The organism is Arcicella rosea, from assembly GCF_040543805.1.
Classification (GTDB): Bacteria; Bacteroidota; Bacteroidia; order Cytophagales; family Spirosomataceae; genus Arcicella; species Arcicella rosea.
The window spans coordinates 51,886-70,527 of record NZ_JBEUMS010000020.1; the positions used below are offsets into that span (position 1 = coordinate 51,886).

Annotated in this window: 11 protein-coding genes and 1 other RNA gene; 3 read left to right on the plus strand and 9 right to left on the minus strand. The window is 35.3% G+C overall.

What is annotated here, in order from left to right; translation table 11 throughout:
- Window positions 1–131 precede the first annotated feature (131 nt).
- The 3 genes from fumC to ABID42_RS21595 all read right to left on the minus strand — a co-directional run bounded on the left by fumC (window position 132) and on the right by ABID42_RS21595 (window position 4,987).
- Window positions 132–1,535 carry a class II fumarate hydratase gene (gene fumC, locus ABID42_RS21585; RefSeq protein WP_367285430.1) on the minus strand — a complete coding sequence of 468 codons (1,404 nt, stop codon included), beginning with the start codon at window positions 1,533–1,535 and terminating at the stop codon, window positions 132–134.
- Window positions 1,536–1,846: 311 nt separating this feature from the next.
- Window positions 1,847–3,472 (minus strand): DUF8832 domain-containing protein, encoded by a 1,626-nt coding sequence (locus ABID42_RS21590; protein WP_367285431.1) that lies wholly within the window; start codon window positions 3,470–3,472, stop codon window positions 1,847–1,849.
- Window positions 3,473–3,754: 282 nt separating this feature from the next.
- Window positions 3,755–4,987: a hypothetical protein gene (locus tag ABID42_RS21595; protein ID WP_367285432.1), complete on the minus strand. Its 1,233-nt coding sequence runs from the start codon at window positions 4,985–4,987 to the stop codon at window positions 3,755–3,757.
- Between the two features lie 343 nt (window positions 4,988–5,330).
- Here ABID42_RS21595 and ABID42_RS21600 point away from each other — a divergent pair, with 343 nt between their 5' ends.
- A complete protein-coding gene (locus tag ABID42_RS21600) occupies window positions 5,331–5,846 on the plus strand; it encodes a DUF4494 domain-containing protein (RefSeq protein WP_323689674.1) in 516 nt (171 codons plus the stop codon).
- Window positions 5,847–5,858: 12 nt separating this feature from the next.
- Complete coding sequence (locus tag ABID42_RS21605) at window positions 5,859–7,538, plus strand: PHP domain-containing protein (protein WP_367285433.1); 1,680 nt, start codon at window positions 5,859–5,861, stop codon at window positions 7,536–7,538.
- A gap of 512 nt (window positions 7,539–8,050) precedes the next feature.
- Here the strand turns inward: ABID42_RS21605 and ssrA are convergent.
- The 6 genes from ssrA to ABID42_RS21635 form a co-directional block, all read right to left on the minus strand.
- Window positions 8,051–8,448, minus strand: a transfer-messenger RNA (tmRNA) gene (ssrA, locus tag ABID42_RS21610).
- 155 nt (window positions 8,449–8,603) lie between these two features.
- Entirely contained in the window at window positions 8,604–9,185 is a 582-nt protein-coding gene (locus ABID42_RS21615; RefSeq protein ID WP_367285434.1) for a hypothetical protein, read from the minus strand.
- A 134-nt stretch (window positions 9,186–9,319) separates the two neighbouring features.
- Window positions 9,320–11,284: a TonB-dependent receptor family protein gene (locus tag ABID42_RS21620; protein ID WP_367285435.1), complete on the minus strand. Its 1,965-nt coding sequence runs from the start codon at window positions 11,282–11,284 to the stop codon at window positions 9,320–9,322.
- 144 nt (window positions 11,285–11,428) lie between these two features.
- Window positions 11,429–11,884 carry a DUF1801 domain-containing protein gene (locus ABID42_RS21625; RefSeq protein WP_367285436.1) on the minus strand — a complete coding sequence of 152 codons (456 nt, stop codon included), beginning with the start codon at window positions 11,882–11,884 and terminating at the stop codon, window positions 11,429–11,431.
- Between the two features lie 89 nt (window positions 11,885–11,973).
- Window positions 11,974–12,984: a threonine aldolase family protein gene (locus tag ABID42_RS21630; protein ID WP_367285437.1), complete on the minus strand. Its 1,011-nt coding sequence runs from the start codon at window positions 12,982–12,984 to the stop codon at window positions 11,974–11,976.
- Between the two features lie 152 nt (window positions 12,985–13,136).
- Window positions 13,137–16,994, minus strand: a complete 3,858-nt coding sequence (locus ABID42_RS21635) for a pyruvate carboxylase (protein WP_367285438.1) — start codon at window positions 16,992–16,994, stop codon at window positions 13,137–13,139.
- A 381-nt stretch (window positions 16,995–17,375) separates the two neighbouring features.
- On the opposite strand from ABID42_RS21635, the gene ABID42_RS21640 reads away from it, so the two are divergent.
- Complete coding sequence (locus tag ABID42_RS21640; RefSeq protein ID WP_367285439.1) at window positions 17,376–18,581, plus strand: DUF418 domain-containing protein; 1,206 nt, start codon at window positions 17,376–17,378, stop codon at window positions 18,579–18,581.
- Window positions 18,582–18,642 lie beyond the last annotated feature (61 nt).

An 18,642-nucleotide genomic window follows, 5' to 3' on the forward strand; every position in this document is an offset into this window, starting at 1 on the left:
CCTTCACATCGCTGTAAAGGGGATTTTTATGTTTGGAATTACTCCGCAATATTGCTCGTGGAGACACGAGCAATGGCAATCAAAAGCTCAAAGCTCAAAGCTCATAACTCAAAGCTAATAGCTGACTGCTACTAAACATTAATATCACCAACCATATCTTCAGGAATTACCCAAGCGTCAAATTCTTCTGCTGTTAAATAACCTAAAGCGATAGCTGTTTCTTTTAACGTTGAGCCATTTTTATGGGCAGTCTGAGCAATCTCAGCCGATTTATAATACCCAATCTTAGTATTCAATGCCGTTACCAACATCAAAGAATTGTTTACGTGTTTCTTGATATTTTCGTGTAAAGGTTGGATACCTTCAGCACATTTATCATTAAACGCCACACAAACATCGCCAATCAAACGAGCAGAGTGTAAGAAGTTGAAAATCATTACTGGTTTGAAAACATTCAATTCAAAATGTCCCATCGAACCACCAATACCGATTGCTACATCATTACCCATTACTTGTGCTGAAACCATTGTCATCGCTTCGCATTGTGTTGGGTTTACTTTTCCTGGCATAATTGACGAACCCGGTTCGTTATCAGGAATATAAATTTCACCAATACCCGAACGTGGACCAGAAGAAAGCATACGAACATCGTTACCGATTTTCATTAAGCTAACTGCTACTGTTTTCAAAGCTCCATGTGCTTCTACGATAGCATCGTGTGCCGCCAACGCTTCAAACTTATTTTCTGCTGTTACAAAAGGTAAGCCTGTTAAATCAGCAATGTGTTTTGCTACATTTTCAGAATATCCTTTTGGCGTGTTGATACCTGTTCCTACTGCTGTACCACCTAAAGCTAATTCAGAAAGGTGAGCTAAAGTATTGTTGATAGCACGCAAACCGTGGTCAAGTTGAGAAACATAACCAGAGAATTCTTGTCCTAAAGTTAAAGGCGTAGCATCCATAAAGTGAGTACGACCAATTTTTACAACATTTTTGAATTCTTTTGCTTTTGCGTCTAAGGTATTACGTAATTTGGTGATTCCCGGAATCGTTACTTCTACCAAGATTTTGTATGCCGCAATGTGCATCGCTGTTGGAAAAGTATCGTTAGACGACTGCGATTTGTTTACATCATCGTTCGGGTGAACGTATTTACTTTCATCTAACAAGTTACCACCGTTAATTACGTGTGCTCTATAAGCAACCACTTCATTACAGTTCATGTTTGATTGTGTTCCCGAACCAGTTTGCCAAACTACCAATGGAAATTGGTCGTCTAATTTTCCTTCTAAGATTTCATCACATACTTGTCCGATAAGGTTTTTCTTATCTTCTGCCAAAACACCAGCCTCGAAATTTGTGATGGCTGCCGCTTTTTTCAAATAGGCAAACGCACGGATAATTTCTTTTGGCATCTTGTTGATGTCTTGAGCAATAGGAAAGTTCAAGATTGAACGTTGCGTTTGCGCTCCCCAGTAAACATTCGCAGGCACTTGTACCTTGCCCATCGTGTCTTTTTCTATTCTGTATTCCATTTCTACCTTTTGAAAATATGAGAATTAGCGAATAAGCTTGCTTCTATTGAACAAGATTATCCTCCGATTAAACTTGACTGCAAAGGTAGAAACGAAAAGGAAACGTAGGACGTTTTTTTGATTTTTTTGTGGTAAAATGATGAAGGTCAGTTTTTCGCTGTTGGCTTTCGGTAGTCGGCTATCAGATGTCGGCTTTGAATTTTTACTTTACTGATGGCATGACTTCATTCATGCCATCAGTTGTACTTTATAATTTATAAACAAAACCCGATGACTGAAATCCGAAAGCTGAAATCTGAAATCCCAAAATCCTACATCACTTTCGCATCAAATGTTCCAGTCAGGATTTTGCCATTTCTTTTTACTTGTAACCAAATTCTATATTTTCCTGCTTGTGGGAAGACGTAAGGGAAATTTACCGTATTGTGATGTTCGGCTTTGTCGTTTGTATGTAACATATTTGGCATCAAAAAATTGTCTCTTTCTGCTTCTGTCATCATACTTAATTTTGTCATGATTTTATCTACACTATCTTTAAAAGCGATAGCAGGTAAAATATTAGGTTTCTTTGATGTTTCGTCGAGTCTTTTTTGCATGACAGAAACAGAAGTACTTGAAACCGTTCCAGTTGGATGTAAATGTATATAAACTGAGCCATCATCTTTTACAATAGCGGCATGTCCCATCATTCCTAAATAAGGTTCAAGTTTAGCTTTTGTACCATCTGGACTGAGAATACTAAACTTTAAATCATAGACTTTTCCCATCATTAAAGGTTTATTGGGGTCTTCCTCCCAAACAATACTTGAACCATCTTGTAATTTGGTTTTAACACCGGGCGTTCCACAAATTGTAATCAAATCACTTTTGATACTTGCCTCTTTGGTATTTAACGGATTAGTAATGGCGTAGGCATCGTATGGGTCTTTTAAAGTACTTGAATTATTACCATTACTAATTTGCTTTTTGATTTCTACAGTATCAGCAATGGTATATTGTGCGCCTTGATAACGCATGACATCGGCATATAATAAATATTTGCCCGCAGGTAAATCAGGTAATTGTGCTTCAAAATTTAAAGTATCTTTTCTGGAAGGATGTAAATGAGCAAAAACATCCATCGTACCTTGACGAATTAAAAACAAGTGCATTAATTTTCCATGATCAGGAATGGCATAACTTAGCCAACGTCTTTGTACAGAATTACTATCAATTTGTAATTTTAAAACTGAGACACCATTTTCTTCTATCACTTTTGTGTTGGCAGTATAAGGTTTATAGAGATTTCTTTGATAATCATCCGTCAGACCATTCCACCAATTATTACCCACAAAAAGTAAAACACCACAAAAACTTGCTCCAATCACAGAGCCTTTGATTCTCTTTTTCATGGTAGTTCCACTAATTGGTTCACCAACAGTTTGTAAACTATCGCTTGTACTTGCACCAATAATGGTTGTTAGCAAGCCAACTAACAATAAACCTAAACCTGCTAAAACCCAACCTAAAGATGGTGACATCGCACGTTTGGCAGTAGCAATGGCAACTAAAGGAACTATCAAACTTCCTTTACCACGACTACCGATGATTTCTACTTGTACACTGGCAGCACCAGAATTCATCAACCAGATTTGTCCTTCGTAACGCCCAGCTTGGTTTGCTACAGGAAAAGCTTCATCTGAACGAGGAGAACCTTCATCACCAAACCAATAATAAATAGGTTTGATATTTACTTTCTGAATATCGTTAGCATCTGCAATCACCGTTACTTTTGCTGTTCCCGGAATAACATCAGGCGGTTGAACATATACTTGCAAAGCATATTTACCAGCATTTCCTTCAAAAACAACACCCGAACTACCAATATGAGCTTGAATTGGATAAGTAAAACAAAAACTTAAGAGTAATAAAAAACTGTTTAACAATATATTTTTCATAGTATAATTTTCTTTTAAGGCTTGTAAAGAAAGAGTAAATAGAAACCTACAAAAAGCAAAGAAAAATATGTTATTATTCTGGCGTCAGCATTTTTCGAAATTCCGCTGTTTGAGCGGAGCGAGGCGGTTCGCCGCTGCGATTCGGAATTTCTTGACTTTCTTTTGTTACTTTTCTTGTGTCAAGACAAGAAAAGTAAGGTCTTTAAGAATGAATAATTAAGATTAAAAAAAACATTTTTCCTTTTGCGTAAAATTGATAAATAACGGAATAGTTCCAGTTATTTATCGCTGAACCTTCTGCATCCATTTCCCCCAAAGCAAACCAACTCTTGCCGATAAAATACCAAGTAACAATGCAATCCCTCCGCCTTTTGCCCAAGCTTCTATTCCTTCAGTAACATCCCAAGGAGCAAATTTGTAACGATATTCCCAATCTGCACTGCTACTATACGACCATGCGTCTGACTGGAAGAACCAGTTACGTGCATAAGGTGATTCAAGTAAGAAATTTCCTGCTGGATATTGAATAATCAAGAAAGTAGCTAAGAAACCAAAGCCCATTAGTATTGCTAAAAACCAATCATTTTTCGCACCGAATTTTGTAGTCAATATATCAATCACCATTGCTGGGAAAACTAATAATAAAGGGAAAGCCGTTGTCTGATAGAAAGTAACAGGATTGGCAATAGGTCCTAATAAAGGTTCTGCGGGGAACATTCTAAGCGTTGCATTGATAGTAATGTAATAAATCATGTAAATTAAAGCGGAATAAGTAGCGCCCCATTTACTGCCAGATGCCCTTGAAAAAGGAATAATTAATAAAGGAAATAAAGCAGAACCTATTTGGTAAAATAATGCACCGTGCATATTCCATCTTCCCAAAAATTCAAACATAAAAGTATAAGCAGTTGCTAATACCATGCCTGCGGTAAAGATAAAAATCCAACGCAAACGGATGTTTCTTGCTTCGTTTTGTTCCTTCGTTAAACTCGCTACTTTTTCTTTTCTATTCAAAATGGCTAAAACCATAATCATCGCTCCAATCTGAATAGAAATTAACCCCAAAAGCAAAACTGTATGCGGAGGCGAAAAAATTTGAACATCTAAGCCATAAGTATTATGCCACCAATCATCAAAAGGAGCAGAAGTTCCTGCGGCAAAACCTCCCCAAATACAAAACATTCCGCCCAATGAGCTATAGAAAATCCCCCAGAAATTTACCATTTTACCTTTTTCTGTAGCATTTCCCCAAAAAGAAGTTTTTAATACTTGAAACCCTGAAATAATTCCTGCGAAAGCCGCACCAATATAAATTAAATTATGTGGCGCAGAGAAAAGCCCGTCTCTGCCAATCGTCATGTGCCAAGCAATATCCCACAGAATACCACTGATGACTAAACATGAACAAATAGCAACAACATAAACATACATTGGAATGCCTAAAAGAAGACTGGCGAAACTTGTTTTACTTTGATGAGTGTGTAATGGATGACTTAATGTGCTTGTTGATTCCATTTTGTTAAATAATTTTAGAAGAGGATTTATTGAATTCTGTAATTAAAATTAAGGAATAAAATCAAGATAATCAGCCTGTAGAGATTTTAGTTTGAAAGCATAGATGCTAAAAACTATTCAAGGGTTGCAAGAACTTATCCCTCACAAATTGTATTCCTCCATAAGTCTTGATAGTTTTGTGTAATTGTAAAAAATACAAGGAAAAGGTCTTAAATAAAATTTGGCGAAGTAAACCTCACCCCCAACCCCCTCTCCTGTTGAGAGGGGGCTTATCAAAATTAAAGTTCCCCTCTCAACAGGAGAGGGGTTAGGGGTGAGGTTGTTCATATTAAAACAACAAAACATGGCAACTTGGTATTTAGGTAAAATACGTTACCAACGTGAAGACGAAGCGGGTTCTTTAAAAACAATTAATGAAGCATACTTAGTTGATGCAGTTTCTTATACAGAAGCAGAAGCAAGAATGTTTGAAGTAGTAGCAAGTAATACACCTGATTTTCAGTTGATTAATTTAGCTAAAATGAAGCTCAGTGAAGTTTTCTTTGAAGAAAATGGTTCAGAGATTTGGTATAAAGCCAAGGTACAATACATTACTTTCGACGAAAAAACGCAGAAAGAAAAGAAAGTACCACACATGATGTTGATTAATGCTGATAATCCTAAAGATGTGTACGAAGCTTTAGTGAAAAACTTAGGTAATCTGAACGATTATCTGATTACAGACATTAACCTAACAACCATTTTGGAAGTATGTCCTTACGTTCCTGAAAATGAATTGTTGAAAAAAGGAAATTTTAGACCAGTAGCAGAGGTTTTGGCTGAACAAGAAACAAAATTATCAGAACAAGCGAATCAATAAATTGAATCAGCAATGAATAACGAAGACATTGTCGCCTTACTTGAACTCTCGGTAAAGCTGCTTGAATTACACGACGAAAACGAATTCAAAATCAAAAATCTTGGTTTTGCTGTTCGTGCTTTGGATAAAACTACCGAAGATTTATTGAATAAGTCGGTAGCTCAATTAGCTACTTTGCCAAGTGTTGGGAAAAGTATTGCTGGAAAAATTGATGAAATCCGACAAACGGGAACGACACAAGAATTAACAGAATTACTTGCTCGCACGCCCGAAGGAGTATTGGATATGCTCAATATCAAAGGCATCGGTCCCAAAAAAGTACGCACAATTTGGCAGGAACTCAATATTACTGATACTCGTGAATTGCTTTTAGCTTGTGAAAATGGCGAAGTAGCAAAATTGAAAGGTTTTGGAGATAAAATTCAAAATACCATCAAAGAATCTATTTTATATGCGCAGTCGAATACAGGAAAGCTTCGCATGGAGAAAGGAGAGGAGTTGGCGCAAGTATTATTCGATGAGCTGGAAAAACATTTTGAACAAGTATCTATCGTTGGCGATGTCAGACGTAAAAATGAAATTGTAGAAACCATTCAATTGGTGGTAGGGCATGATAAACCTTGGGAAGTTCAAAAGTTAATCAATTCATTGCCTACTTTACAACAAGATGAAAAGGTTTCTTCTCCTTTTGCATGGAGAGGACATTTTGAAGGGAAAGCTATTGATATTGAAGTGCTTATTTGCTCGCCTGCTCAGTTTGTAAACCAAGTATTTATTTACTCAGCTTCTCCAAAGCATTTGGCAAGTCAAAACATTTTAAAGACTGTTCAAAAACAAGTTTTTGATTCGGAAGAAGCCATTTATTCAAGTGTAAATATTCCTTATATCATTCCAGAAATGAGAGAAGGTAATTTTGAATTTGATTGGGTACAAAAACATCAGAATGATGAATTAATTACTTGGGATGGTCTCAAAGGTATTTTGCATAATCACTCTACTTATTCAGATGGTAAACATTCTTTAAAAGAAATGGCTGATTATTGTAGAGAATTAGGCTTTGAATATTTGGGAATTGCAGACCATTCAAAAACTGCTTCTTATGCCAAAGGACTTTCGGAAGAAAGAGTGTATGAGCAACATGCTGAAATTGATAAATTGAATCAAGCTTATTCGTTGATGACAGACAGACCTTTTAAAATACTAAAAGGCATAGAATCTGATATTTTAGGAGACGGTTCTCTGGATTATCCAGATGATGTACTAAAAAGCTTTGATTATATCGTTGCTTCAATTCATCAAAATCTTAAAATGACAGAAGAAAAAGCGATGTCAAGAATTATTGGAGCGATTGAAAATCCTTATACAACTATACTTGGACATCCAACTGGAAGATTATTATTATCAAGAGCAGGTTATCCCGTCGATTATAAAAAGATGATAGATGCTTGCGCTGCCAATAATGTAATCATTGAAATCAATGCCAGTCCATATCGATTAGATTTAGATTGGCGATGGATACAATACGCTTTAGAAAAAGATGTAAAACTTTCTATCAATCCAGATGCACACGAAAAAGATGGATATTTTGATATGCACTATGGTGTTGCAGTGGCTCGCAAAGGAGGTTTAACCAAAGAAATGACATTCAATGCCTTGAATCTGCAAGAAATTGAAACGTATTTAAAAAAGTAAATCTTTAAGATAATTGATAAAAACACAAATGGCATAACCTTCGGTTGTGCCATTTGTGTTTTAAAGCTGCAAACAATTCATTAAAGCAGAGACTCTATTTTCAATAAGCCTAGCCTCTTTTTATTCATTTTATCCTTTGACACTATTCAAATTTTTTGAGTTATATCCCAAGCATTGTTAATCTACAATATCCCATTGTAGATTAATGATAGACTTTTTCTTGTCAGAAAAACTTTAAAGAAGGTTAACGATAGACTTTTTCTTGTCAGAAAAACTTTAAAGAAGATTAACGATAGACTTTTTCTTGTCAGAAAAATTGCAAAGTAGATAAGAAAAACTCCATCACTTACTAGAAAATGTTTAGAGTAAACTAGAAAAATAAGAGTTCTTTTTAGAAAAATTCTCAGGAAGACAATTGTACTAATGGGTATAATAAATAGAATGTTTTAGGAAGAATACGGAAAGGCAAATAAAACAAAAACCGCTCATACACATTGTATAAGCGGTTTAAGGAGTGGAGACGGAGAGATTCGAACTCTCGTCCAGACAAGGAACTCGATAGCTTTCTTCACGTTTAGTCTTGATTATTTTTTCGAGATAGGCAGGGTTCAAGCCGGACCTTAAACTATCCTTATCCTCTTTGTACTAAATGTTTGCTTAGAGAAATCACAACATTCGACTCTGCGTTTCGACACCCCGTATCCCAGCGGCAGAGTTTAGCCGAGTGGGGTGTGGCGAATAGCTCCAACTCCGTTGATAACTATCCAAAACGAAATCCTTTAAGGATTAAGCTGCCATGGCATACTGAGTATTGCCGATTGTTTTTCGGACTAATTTTTAACAGGAGATTAGACCAACTCCCGACGTGCTTACCACCGACCTGCACAAGCTGTCAATACCGGTCGCCCCCAAATGATTAAAAGAACATCAAATGAAATGTAATTATTTCATTCTTTGGGATGGCGAAGATAATATAATTTTTGAAGAGTTTGGAAAAAAATATTTTACCCGCAGATTTTCAGAGATAATAATTGTAGATTCTCTTAGAGAAATGCAGGGAAATAATCAGTGTGAATCACCCAGTGAAATTTCAGGATTTTGTTCCATTTTATCGATAAACTCAATAATGGCTTTTTTTTGTAGTAGCCAATTCAAACACCAATTTATATAATTATATCGTTGCTCATTTTGGGCTGTTGATTTTAATGTATTATTAATTAACAGAATAGATGTGTTTATATCTTTTTTTGAAACTTTTCCTTCATATTCCTTCAAGATTAAATGAATCATTTCAAAGGCTTCAAAATTGTCATTTTTAGGATTAAGGTTACATAAAATGTCAATTATATCAACAATATAATCTCCTATATTTTTATCAAGTAGGAAATATATTAATGACCCAATGTCTTCACCATTAAGATATTTTTTAATATCATTAATAACAATTGGAACAAAATCTTCATTACTCATTTCAGAAAGTAAAAGAGCAATATCATTTTTTACCTGACATGGTTTTAATAATACAAATGAATCAATTAAAGAAGATGAATACATTGCTATATCCAGTTCAATACTCTTTAATAACTTAAATGCTTTTTCCTCATCTTCATTTACCAATGTATTTTTAATTTTTTCATAATTTTTCATAGATAAGTATTTAGAATAAATTAATTGAGAATATAAACCTATAAGGATTTGAGGTTAAAGTTCTTATTATTAGTCAATTATATAAATCCTTATAGGTTTAATTAATCCGACGACAGAAATCCAAAATCCCATATCTAAAACGCTCTCACACTAATTCCTCCAAACAAAAAGCTTCCAGAAGCAGGTTCAAAGTAACGATTGGCTGTAGCGTTGATTTGAACATTGGCATTGTAAACGGTATTCGTTAAGTTGTTAATACCGATAAAAGGTTCTAAAGTTAAAGCTCCAATTTGCTTACGATAGCCCAGTCGTACATTTGCTGTAAAATATCCATCATTAGTTACAGTATTGGCATCATCCGCATAAATCTTGCTGATACTTCTTAACTGAACAATGCCAAATAAACCAGATTTATCAAAATATCTAAACTCCGAATAAATATTATGTTTCGGAATGCCAGGCAAAGTATTTCCATCAAATTTTCCAGCGGTTGTTTGGTATTCTTTGTAAGCAAAATCGGAGAGAGTATAATTCAAATAAGTAGTTAAACCTGTCAGTATTTTGTAGGTTAAACCAGCTTCAATACCTTTTCGGTTCGATAAACCTGCATTTCTAAAGAATGTTCTTCCTGCTTGTCCTGCAATTTGGTAAGGAACAATCTCATCTTGTACTTCAATCGTGAAAAGAGCTAGGTCAAATCTTAATTTTTTACTAAGAATACCTTTATAACCCAATTCAAAATTTCTTGATTTCTGTGGACTTAAATCAGGATTAAAACCGCCAGTATTCAATGGATTATTGGATAATTCATTCAAAGATGGCGTTTCAAAACTGCTTGAAATATTGGTATAAATAGATTGATTGACTGTTGGAGCAAACGAAAATCCTAACATCGGACTAAAACGCTGAAAAGATTGCGTAGCAGATTGGTCGCCATCAGTCAAGAATTTATCCGAAATTTTTAATTGAATATCATCAAAACGAGTATTTAATGAAAGTCTGAATTGGGGATTGAAAGTATATTCTTGCAAGATAAATGTACCGATATTGCTGAAAGATTCAATTTGGTCGAGTTTTAAAATCCCTCTTTCACCCAATAAATTATCATATCTTTGGCGATTATCTTGTTGATTTTCAATGTCTAATCCTGCTTTTAGCCTATATTTTTTTTCAGTGAATTGATAATTAAAACCTCCGCCAGAAAAATCTCTTTTGAAAGCAATTTGTCCATTATCTTTGGTAGCTTGTTGACTATTAAAATCACGATTTAAGTAAAAAGCACGAGCATTGATTTGATGTTTTTCGCCAATTTTTTGGTCGTAAATCAAGGCTAATTTACTTTGTTTAAAAGTTTCGTAAGCATTATAGTCTATGTTTACTTGTCTGGCTTGTCGTCTATCTTTGTCAATATCAGCTTGCGTCAATCCACCTGGGTCTTCTGCTTTTGGGCTATCCACATAACTCATCAAAACACTCAAATTACTTTTGTCCGAAAACTTATAAATTACTTTTCCATTGAAAAAATTACGTTCTAAAGCACTGTGATTACGATAACCAGTACTTGTCAAACGAGAAGCATTCAAAAAATAAGTGACTTTCCCAATTTCTTGGCCCGTTTTAAATTGTAATCTTTGAAACCCAAAAGAGCCGAAAGTAGCTTGTGCTTCGGCAAAAAAAGTTTTAGGCGTTTCTGAAAAAAGACTGATTACTCCACCCGAAGCATTGCCATACAAACCTGCAGTTGGCCCTTTGATTACTTCCATGCGTTCCATTAAACCCATGTCTAAATTGCCAACTTTAGCTGTTCCATCAGGAATAGATTCTGGAATGCCATCCATTACAACCTTCAAGCCACGAATACCAAAAGAAGCTCTTGCGCCAAAACCACGAATAGAAATGCGTAAATCTTGGGCAAAATTTTCAGAATTCATCGCAAAAACACCCGGTACAGCACCCAACGCATCGAACATAGAAAGTTTGGATTGTCCAGTTTGTAAACGAGTTTGGTCGATAACCGTAACAGCCAAAGGCGTTTGAATATCCTTTCCAACAAAACGAGAAGAGCTAATAATAACAGGTTGAAGTTCAGTGACTTTCAAACTTGAGTCTGTTTGAGCCACTAAAACAAAGGAATTTATAAAGCAGAGTAAGGATAAAAGTATTTTCATTTTTGAATTTTTCTGAAAGATAATTCAAAAAGTGGAATGATTTAGCTGTAATTGGTAGGAGAAGAGTAATCTCATTTACCGTTTCAATTGTGCTTCATAAATCTTAATCCATTCATCAACTGTTACTTTAGAGGCTAATTCTCCAATTAATTCAAATGGAATTTGGTCTAATTTCTTGAATCTGATACAGCTTTTTCCCATATCCAATTTAGCTTTTGAATGCTTGGGAAATTCGTTTACAAACCATTCATTGAGGGTTGGGTCAAAATATACCAACATGTGATAAACTGCAATAAAGTTTTTCTGTGATGCGATACTCAAAAAGGGCAAAGGAAGATTCGGGGCACAATGATAACCATTTGGGTAAAGAGAATGAGGAACTACATAGCCAATCATACCATAGCCCATAGTTTCTTGAAAACCTTCAGGTAAGTTTTCCTGAATTACTTTTCTTAAATTGCTAATGGCGATTTTTCTGTCCTCAGGCAATTCTTCAATGTATTGGTCGGGAGTTTGGGCATTACTTTGCATCAATAAAGTTGTTTAGTGTTAGGATAAATTTACACAATACAGATGACATTAAAAAAGGCACAGTAAATAAATACTGTGCCTAATATCATTTATAAAACTCTCTTCTGAAACTCCTCTAAATGTTCATCCGTAAAATCTAAATGCGTTACAAATCTAACTAAGTGTTTACCAAAAGTAGCGGCTCTAATACCTTTTTCGTGTAATTGCTGAACATAATCAGATGAAAGTATTTTATCATTTAATCTAAAAATGACGATGTTGGTATCCACTGGTAAAATCTCTTCTACTTCTGGTAGTTTTGCCATCGTTTCGCCAATAATTCTAGCACGAGCGTGGTCTTCTTTTAAACGATTGATGTTATTATCAAGTGCATAAATACCTGCTGCTGCTAAATATCCTGCTTGTCGCCAACCTCCGCCCAAACGTTTTCTTACTCTTCTTGCTTTTTTGATAAAGTCTTTTGTGCCTAATAATACAGAGCCAATGGGCGTTCCTAAACCTTTTGAAAGACAAACTGAAATGGAATCAAATAATTTGCCATATTCCAAAGGACTTTCCTGTGTTTCTACCAAAGCATTGAAAATTCTTGCTCCGTCCAAATGCAAAGGAATGTTGTTTTCGATACAAAGCTTTTTGATGTCCTGAATATCAGCTAATTGATAATAAGCACCGCCACCTTTATTGACAGTATTTTCCAGTGAAACCAAAGCTGAAATAGGATGATGGATATTATCAGGCTGAATTACTTCTTTGATTTGAGAAGCCGTTAATCTTCCTCTATCGCCTTGCAATAAATTAACAGAAGCCATAGAATTGGCTGAAATACCTCCGCCTTCGTACAAATAAATGTGAGAGAGAGCATCGCAAATTACTTCGTCACCTTGTTTTACGTGGACGTTGATGGCAATTTGATTGGTCATTGTGCCAGAAGTACAGAATAATCCTGCTTCGTAGCCAAACATGCTAGCTGTTTTTTGTTCGAGGGCAATGACGGTTGGGTCGTCTTCAAAAACATCATCTCCAACTTCCGCCGAAAACATTGCTTCTAACATTACAGGTGTAGGTTTTGTAAAAGTATCGCTTCTTAATTCAATGGTCATATTGTTGATAGTTTTTGATGAAATAAATTCTTACAAAGATAAAGAAGTGATTTGCTTTGCGCTTTATGACATTCTCTTTTTTGAATGGAATAAAACCAGAAGAGCCTTGAATTTCTCCAAGGCTCTTCATGAATTTTCAAGTCAATGATTATTTAGGCTAAAAAATCACCGCTTGTTATTTCTGGTAAACCGTCTGTCGGATGATTGTACAGATATGCGTATGCTTCATAAGTTGTTCCATCAATACTCACTGAAACGGCATTTCTTACAAAAACACTTTCAGCAATATTTTCTGGATAGAATTCTTCATACTCATCTAAAATTCTGATTAATCTTAAAGAATTTGAAAGTTTATACAATTCACCAATTACTTTGCTATTAGCATCATCAGAAGCTACAATACCCGGATATTCACCGATATTGTACATTTTTCCTTGATAATCAGCTATTCCGATAAATTCAGAATTACGAGTAATTAGTTTATGTAATTCATTTCCGAAGTCTTTTCTAAGCGTACCATAAACGAATAAGTATTCTTCTTTGTCTGGCTCAGGTAAAGTGGCTTCTTCAACGGCTAACACTAAATCTTCTTGTTCAACAACTGTTCCTTCATTCAGAACAACTCTTGAAACGATACCTTCGAATGGTGAAGAAACGATTGATTCCATTTTCATAGCTTCAATGATATACAAAGGAGCATTTTTCTTTACTTCATCGCCTGGTTTCACCAAGATTCTACTCAAACGACCTTGTAAAGGTGCGCCAATATCGCCTTTAGCCGAAGCTTTAGCATGTTGAGCACGTTCAATTTTGATGTTTTTATCTAATACTTTAATTCTTCTAGCTTGTCCGTTCAATTCAAAAGTAACAGTACGAAGTCCAGATTCGTCAGGTTCAGATTTATACAAATATTTTACAATAATTGTTTTTCCTTCATCAATTGTAATCAAGATTTCTTCGTCTGGTTTTAAACCATACAAGAATGCAGGCGTCGGAATTAATGAAACTTCACCATAAGTTTGTTGCGCTTTGTAGTAATCTTCATATACTTTCGGATACATTTTGTATGAAAGATAATCTAATTCTCCTTGCTCGTTTTCTGGGAATTTCGTTTTGAAATCTTCAAAATCCTTTCCAAAATCAATTGGAGGAATTGTATCGTTCGGACGAGTAGTCAATGGTATTTCACCTTTCAAGATAATTTCTTGTAATTGTTTCGGGAAACCGCCATAAGGCTGACCTAAACCACCTTTGAAGAAATCTTTTACAGACTCAGGGAAAGAAAGCGTTGCCCCTTTCGCATATACATCCTCCGCAGTTAAAGAGTTGGCAGTCATAAAGATAGCCATATCACCAACCACTTTTGAAGACGGTGTTACTTTTACGATGTCGCCAAACAATTTGTTAGCTTCAACATAATTGCTCTTCATCAATTCAAACTTATCGCCTACACCCAAAGCAATGGCTTGTCCACGTAAGTTAGTATATTGTCCGCCAGGAATTTCGTTATCGTAAACCTCGGCAGTTCCTGCTTTTAATTCAGATTCAAACGGATAATACAATTGACGAATATCTTCCCAATAAGTAGAGTATTGATTCAATAATGGTAAATTGATTGGGCATTCACGCTCGTTTCCTTGCATCATTGCCACTACAGAATTGAAGTTCGGTTGAGCCGTTAAGCCAGACATTGAACCTAAAGAACAATCCACAATATCAACACCAGCTTCAATGGCTTTTAAATAAGTAGCCGCTTGAATCGAAGCAGTATCGTGTGTATGTAAGTGTACAGGAATTGAAAGAGCTTTTTTCAACTCTGTTACTAACAATTGTGCTTGGTAAGGTCTAAGTAAACCAGCCATGTCTTTAATTGCCAAGATGTGCGCTCCTTCGTCTTCTAACTGACGAGCCATATCTAAGTAATATTGTAACGAATATTTTTCATTCGTAAAGACATCACCTGTATAACAAATAGAAGCTTCTGCGATAGCGTTTGTACGTTCACGAACAGCTTTGATAGATACTTTCATAGCTTCAACCCAGTTTAGTGAGTCGAAAATACGGAAGACATCAATACCTGTTTCGGCAGATTTTTCTACGAATTTCTCAATTAAATTATCTGGATATGCTGAATAACCTACCGCATTTGAACCACGGAAAAGCATTTGTAAAAGCATATTTGGCATTGCTTCACGGAATGCTTCTAAACGTTTCCAAGGAGATTCGTTCAAGAAACGCATCGCTACGTCGAAAGTAGCACCGCCCCAAACTTCCATTGAAAATAATTGAGGGAAGTTTTTAGCATAGCTTTCAGCAACCGCTACCATATCTTTAGTACGGACACGTGTTGCTAATAAAGATTGGTGACCGTCTCTGAAAGTAGTATCAGTATATAAAATTTGCTTTTGTTCTTTGATGTACTGACTGAATTTATCAGCACCCATCGAATCTAACAATTGTTTGTTTCCTGCTGGATATGCTGCGAAAGCATCAAAAGCAGGTACAACTGGTGTACGGAAAGTACGCTCGTTTTTAACTTTTACATCTGGATTACCATTTACTACAACGTCTCCCAAATAACGAAGTACTTTTGTTGAGCGGTCTCTTGAAGTTTTAAAATCGAATAATTCAGGATGTGAATCAATGAATTGTACCACACATTTTCCTTTTTGGAAAACTGGGTGCGTAATTACATTTTTAAGGAAAGGAATATTCGTTTTTACACCACGAATACGGAATTCTGTTAAAGCACGAGAAAGACGTTCAGAAGCTCCTTTCAAGGTTCTACCACGAGCAGATACTTTCACCAACATTGAATCAAAGTATGGAGAAATTTTTACACCTGGATATGATGAACCTTCATCTAAACGAATGCCAAAACCTGCTGCATTTCGGTAAGCGATAATTGTTCCGAAATCTGGTTTGAAGCCATTGGCTGGGTCTTCAGTAGTGATACGACACTGAATTGCATAACCATTCAATGGAATATCTTCTTGTTTTAAAATAAAGATATTACTGTCTGAAAGTTTATAGTTTTGGGCAATTAGAATTTGTGTTCTAACGATGTCAATTCCTGTTACTTCTTCGGTAATGGTATGCTCTACTTGAATACGTGGGTTTACTTCGATAAAGAAAATGTTTTCATCTTTATCCACCAAGAATTCTACCGTACCAGCATTATAATAATTTACAGCCTTACCGATTGATAAAGCATATTGATATAATTTTTGACGAGTTTCTTCTTTTAACCCAAAAGAAGGCGCTACTTCAACTACTTTTTGGAAACGTCTTTGTACTGAACAATCACGTTCATAAAGGTGAACTAAATTTCCGTGTTGATCGCCCAATAATTGTACTTCAATATGTTTTGGTTGGTCGATAAATTTTTCAATGAAAATAGTATCATCACCAAAAGCATTTTTTGCTTCGTTTTTCGCTTCACTGAAAGCTTTTTCTAAAGCTTCTTCTTCACGAACTACACGCATTCCTCGTCCGCCACCACCCGCAGCAGCTTTTACCATTACTGGGAATCCGATTTTACGTGCTTCCGAAAGGGCAATATCAAAGCTGGTTAAATCTTCTTTAGAATCTTCAATCATTGGTACTTTTGCAATCCTGGCAGCTACTTTCGCAGCTACTTTATCGCCAAGTGCATCCATTGCTTCTGGTGAAGGACCAATAAATTTGATTCCTTCTTCACGGCAACGGCGAGCCAACGTTACGTTTTCAGAAAGAAAGCCATATCCTGGATGAATCGCATCAATTTTTTTCTCTTTACAGAGTTTAATAATTCCTTCAATATCCAAATAAGGTTTTAAAGGCTCATCATCTTTCCCGATTTGGTAAGCTTCATCGGCTTTGTATCGGTGAAGAGAATAACGGTCTTCAAACGTATAAACGGCAACGGTGCGAATACCTAATTCAGAGGCAGCACGCATGATTCGGATAGCAATCTCACCACGATTGGCTACCAAGAGACTGTTGATTTTTTGGACGTAAGGCTGAGCCATATTTCAGAAATTGGTTGTCGATTATTGGTAAATGCTTTATTTGAAAGGGTCTTGTGTTTTGAAAATCTCTTACTAAGGCTAACTATTAAGAAATTATAATCTACAAAACAAAAACATATTAAATCATACAAAAATCAAAAATAAATTGGGTATTTGGTTACTTCTACACAAGAAAATTTGGTAGATATTAGAAAGATGCAATTTAGTTCTGGTTAGATGCTATTTTTGTAAATCTAGTTGACGTTTGAACACATAAATCAATAAAAATATGCTTTCCCAATCTTTACAATCGTACATTCTGTATGCAACCTTTCTAAGAATAAAAGCATCATAAACAAAGTAAAAATAATCTCTAACAGTTAAAAAAACTATGAAAATACGATGAAACAAAGAATTTTACTTGTAGATGCCCTCAGAGGCTTTGCTTTATTCGGAATTATTTTAGCTCATATTGGTGGCTGGTTTATTGCAGGTGCTATGCCTAGCGAGGTTTGGCAAAAATACCAAAATGATATTGGCAGTACGATTGTCAATTATTTTGATGCCATTTTTATCACAGGTAAATTCTATACATTTTTCTCCTTTTTATTTGGGGTGAGTTTCGCTTTACAATTACTTCAAAAGAAAGAATCAGACAAAGCTTTTATCCCTAGATTTATGTGGCGATTAGTAATACTTTTTATCATTGGTTTCGTTCATCATATTCATTGGAAAGGCGATATTTTAGGGATTTATGCCTTTTTGGGCTTTTTTATGCTACTTTTTAGAAATGCCAGCGATAAGATATTACTGATTGCTATTTTATTTTTCACCTTGAATGTTCCTAGTTTTATTCGAGAAGTAATTGCCTATAACCAAGCACCCGAGAAACCTAAAACAGAAAAAGAACAAAAGGCGGAAAATGAAAAATCAGAGCGAGAAAATGCTAAAAGTTATTATACTTTAAAGAAAGGGAGTTATACTGAAATCGTTGTTCAGAATTTTAAAGACCTAAAATTTAAGGCTGATTTTCAATGGAATTCTGGAAGGATTTTCGTCACTTTTGGGTTTTTCTTACTGGGATTATTGGTCGGTAAACGTAAAATCTTTGAGCATTTGAATGAAAATAAGAAGTTGATAAAAAAGATGATGTGGTGGTCTATCGGAGTAAATTTTTTCATCATTGCTTTCTTTTTAACAATTGATATTGCTCAGCTTTGGGATAAAATGCCCAAGTGGTTTGGCATGGTAGGTAATTTTCTATTTTCGTTACATTCTTTACTTATGACTATTTTTTACATCACTGGATTGTCATTGTGGTTAAGTAAAACGTACATGGAGAAAGTATTAATCAACTTTTCAGCCATTGGAAAAATGGCGCTTAGCAATTACTTATTACAAAGTGCTATTGGAGTAATGTTGTTTTACAGCGTTGGTTTTGGCTTGGCTGGCGATATTAGTCCCGCTTGGTGTTATGTAATTGGTATCGGAATTTTTATTTTTCAAATCATTTTTAGTAAATGGTGGCTAAGTAAATTTATTTATGGACCAATGGAATGGCTTTGGCGTTCAGCAACTTATTTGAAATGGCAAGCTATCAAAAAGTAGTTTTAGGGCAATTCAATCTTGGGTTCAGCGAAGCAATTCGTTGAACCTTTTTTATTTCCCC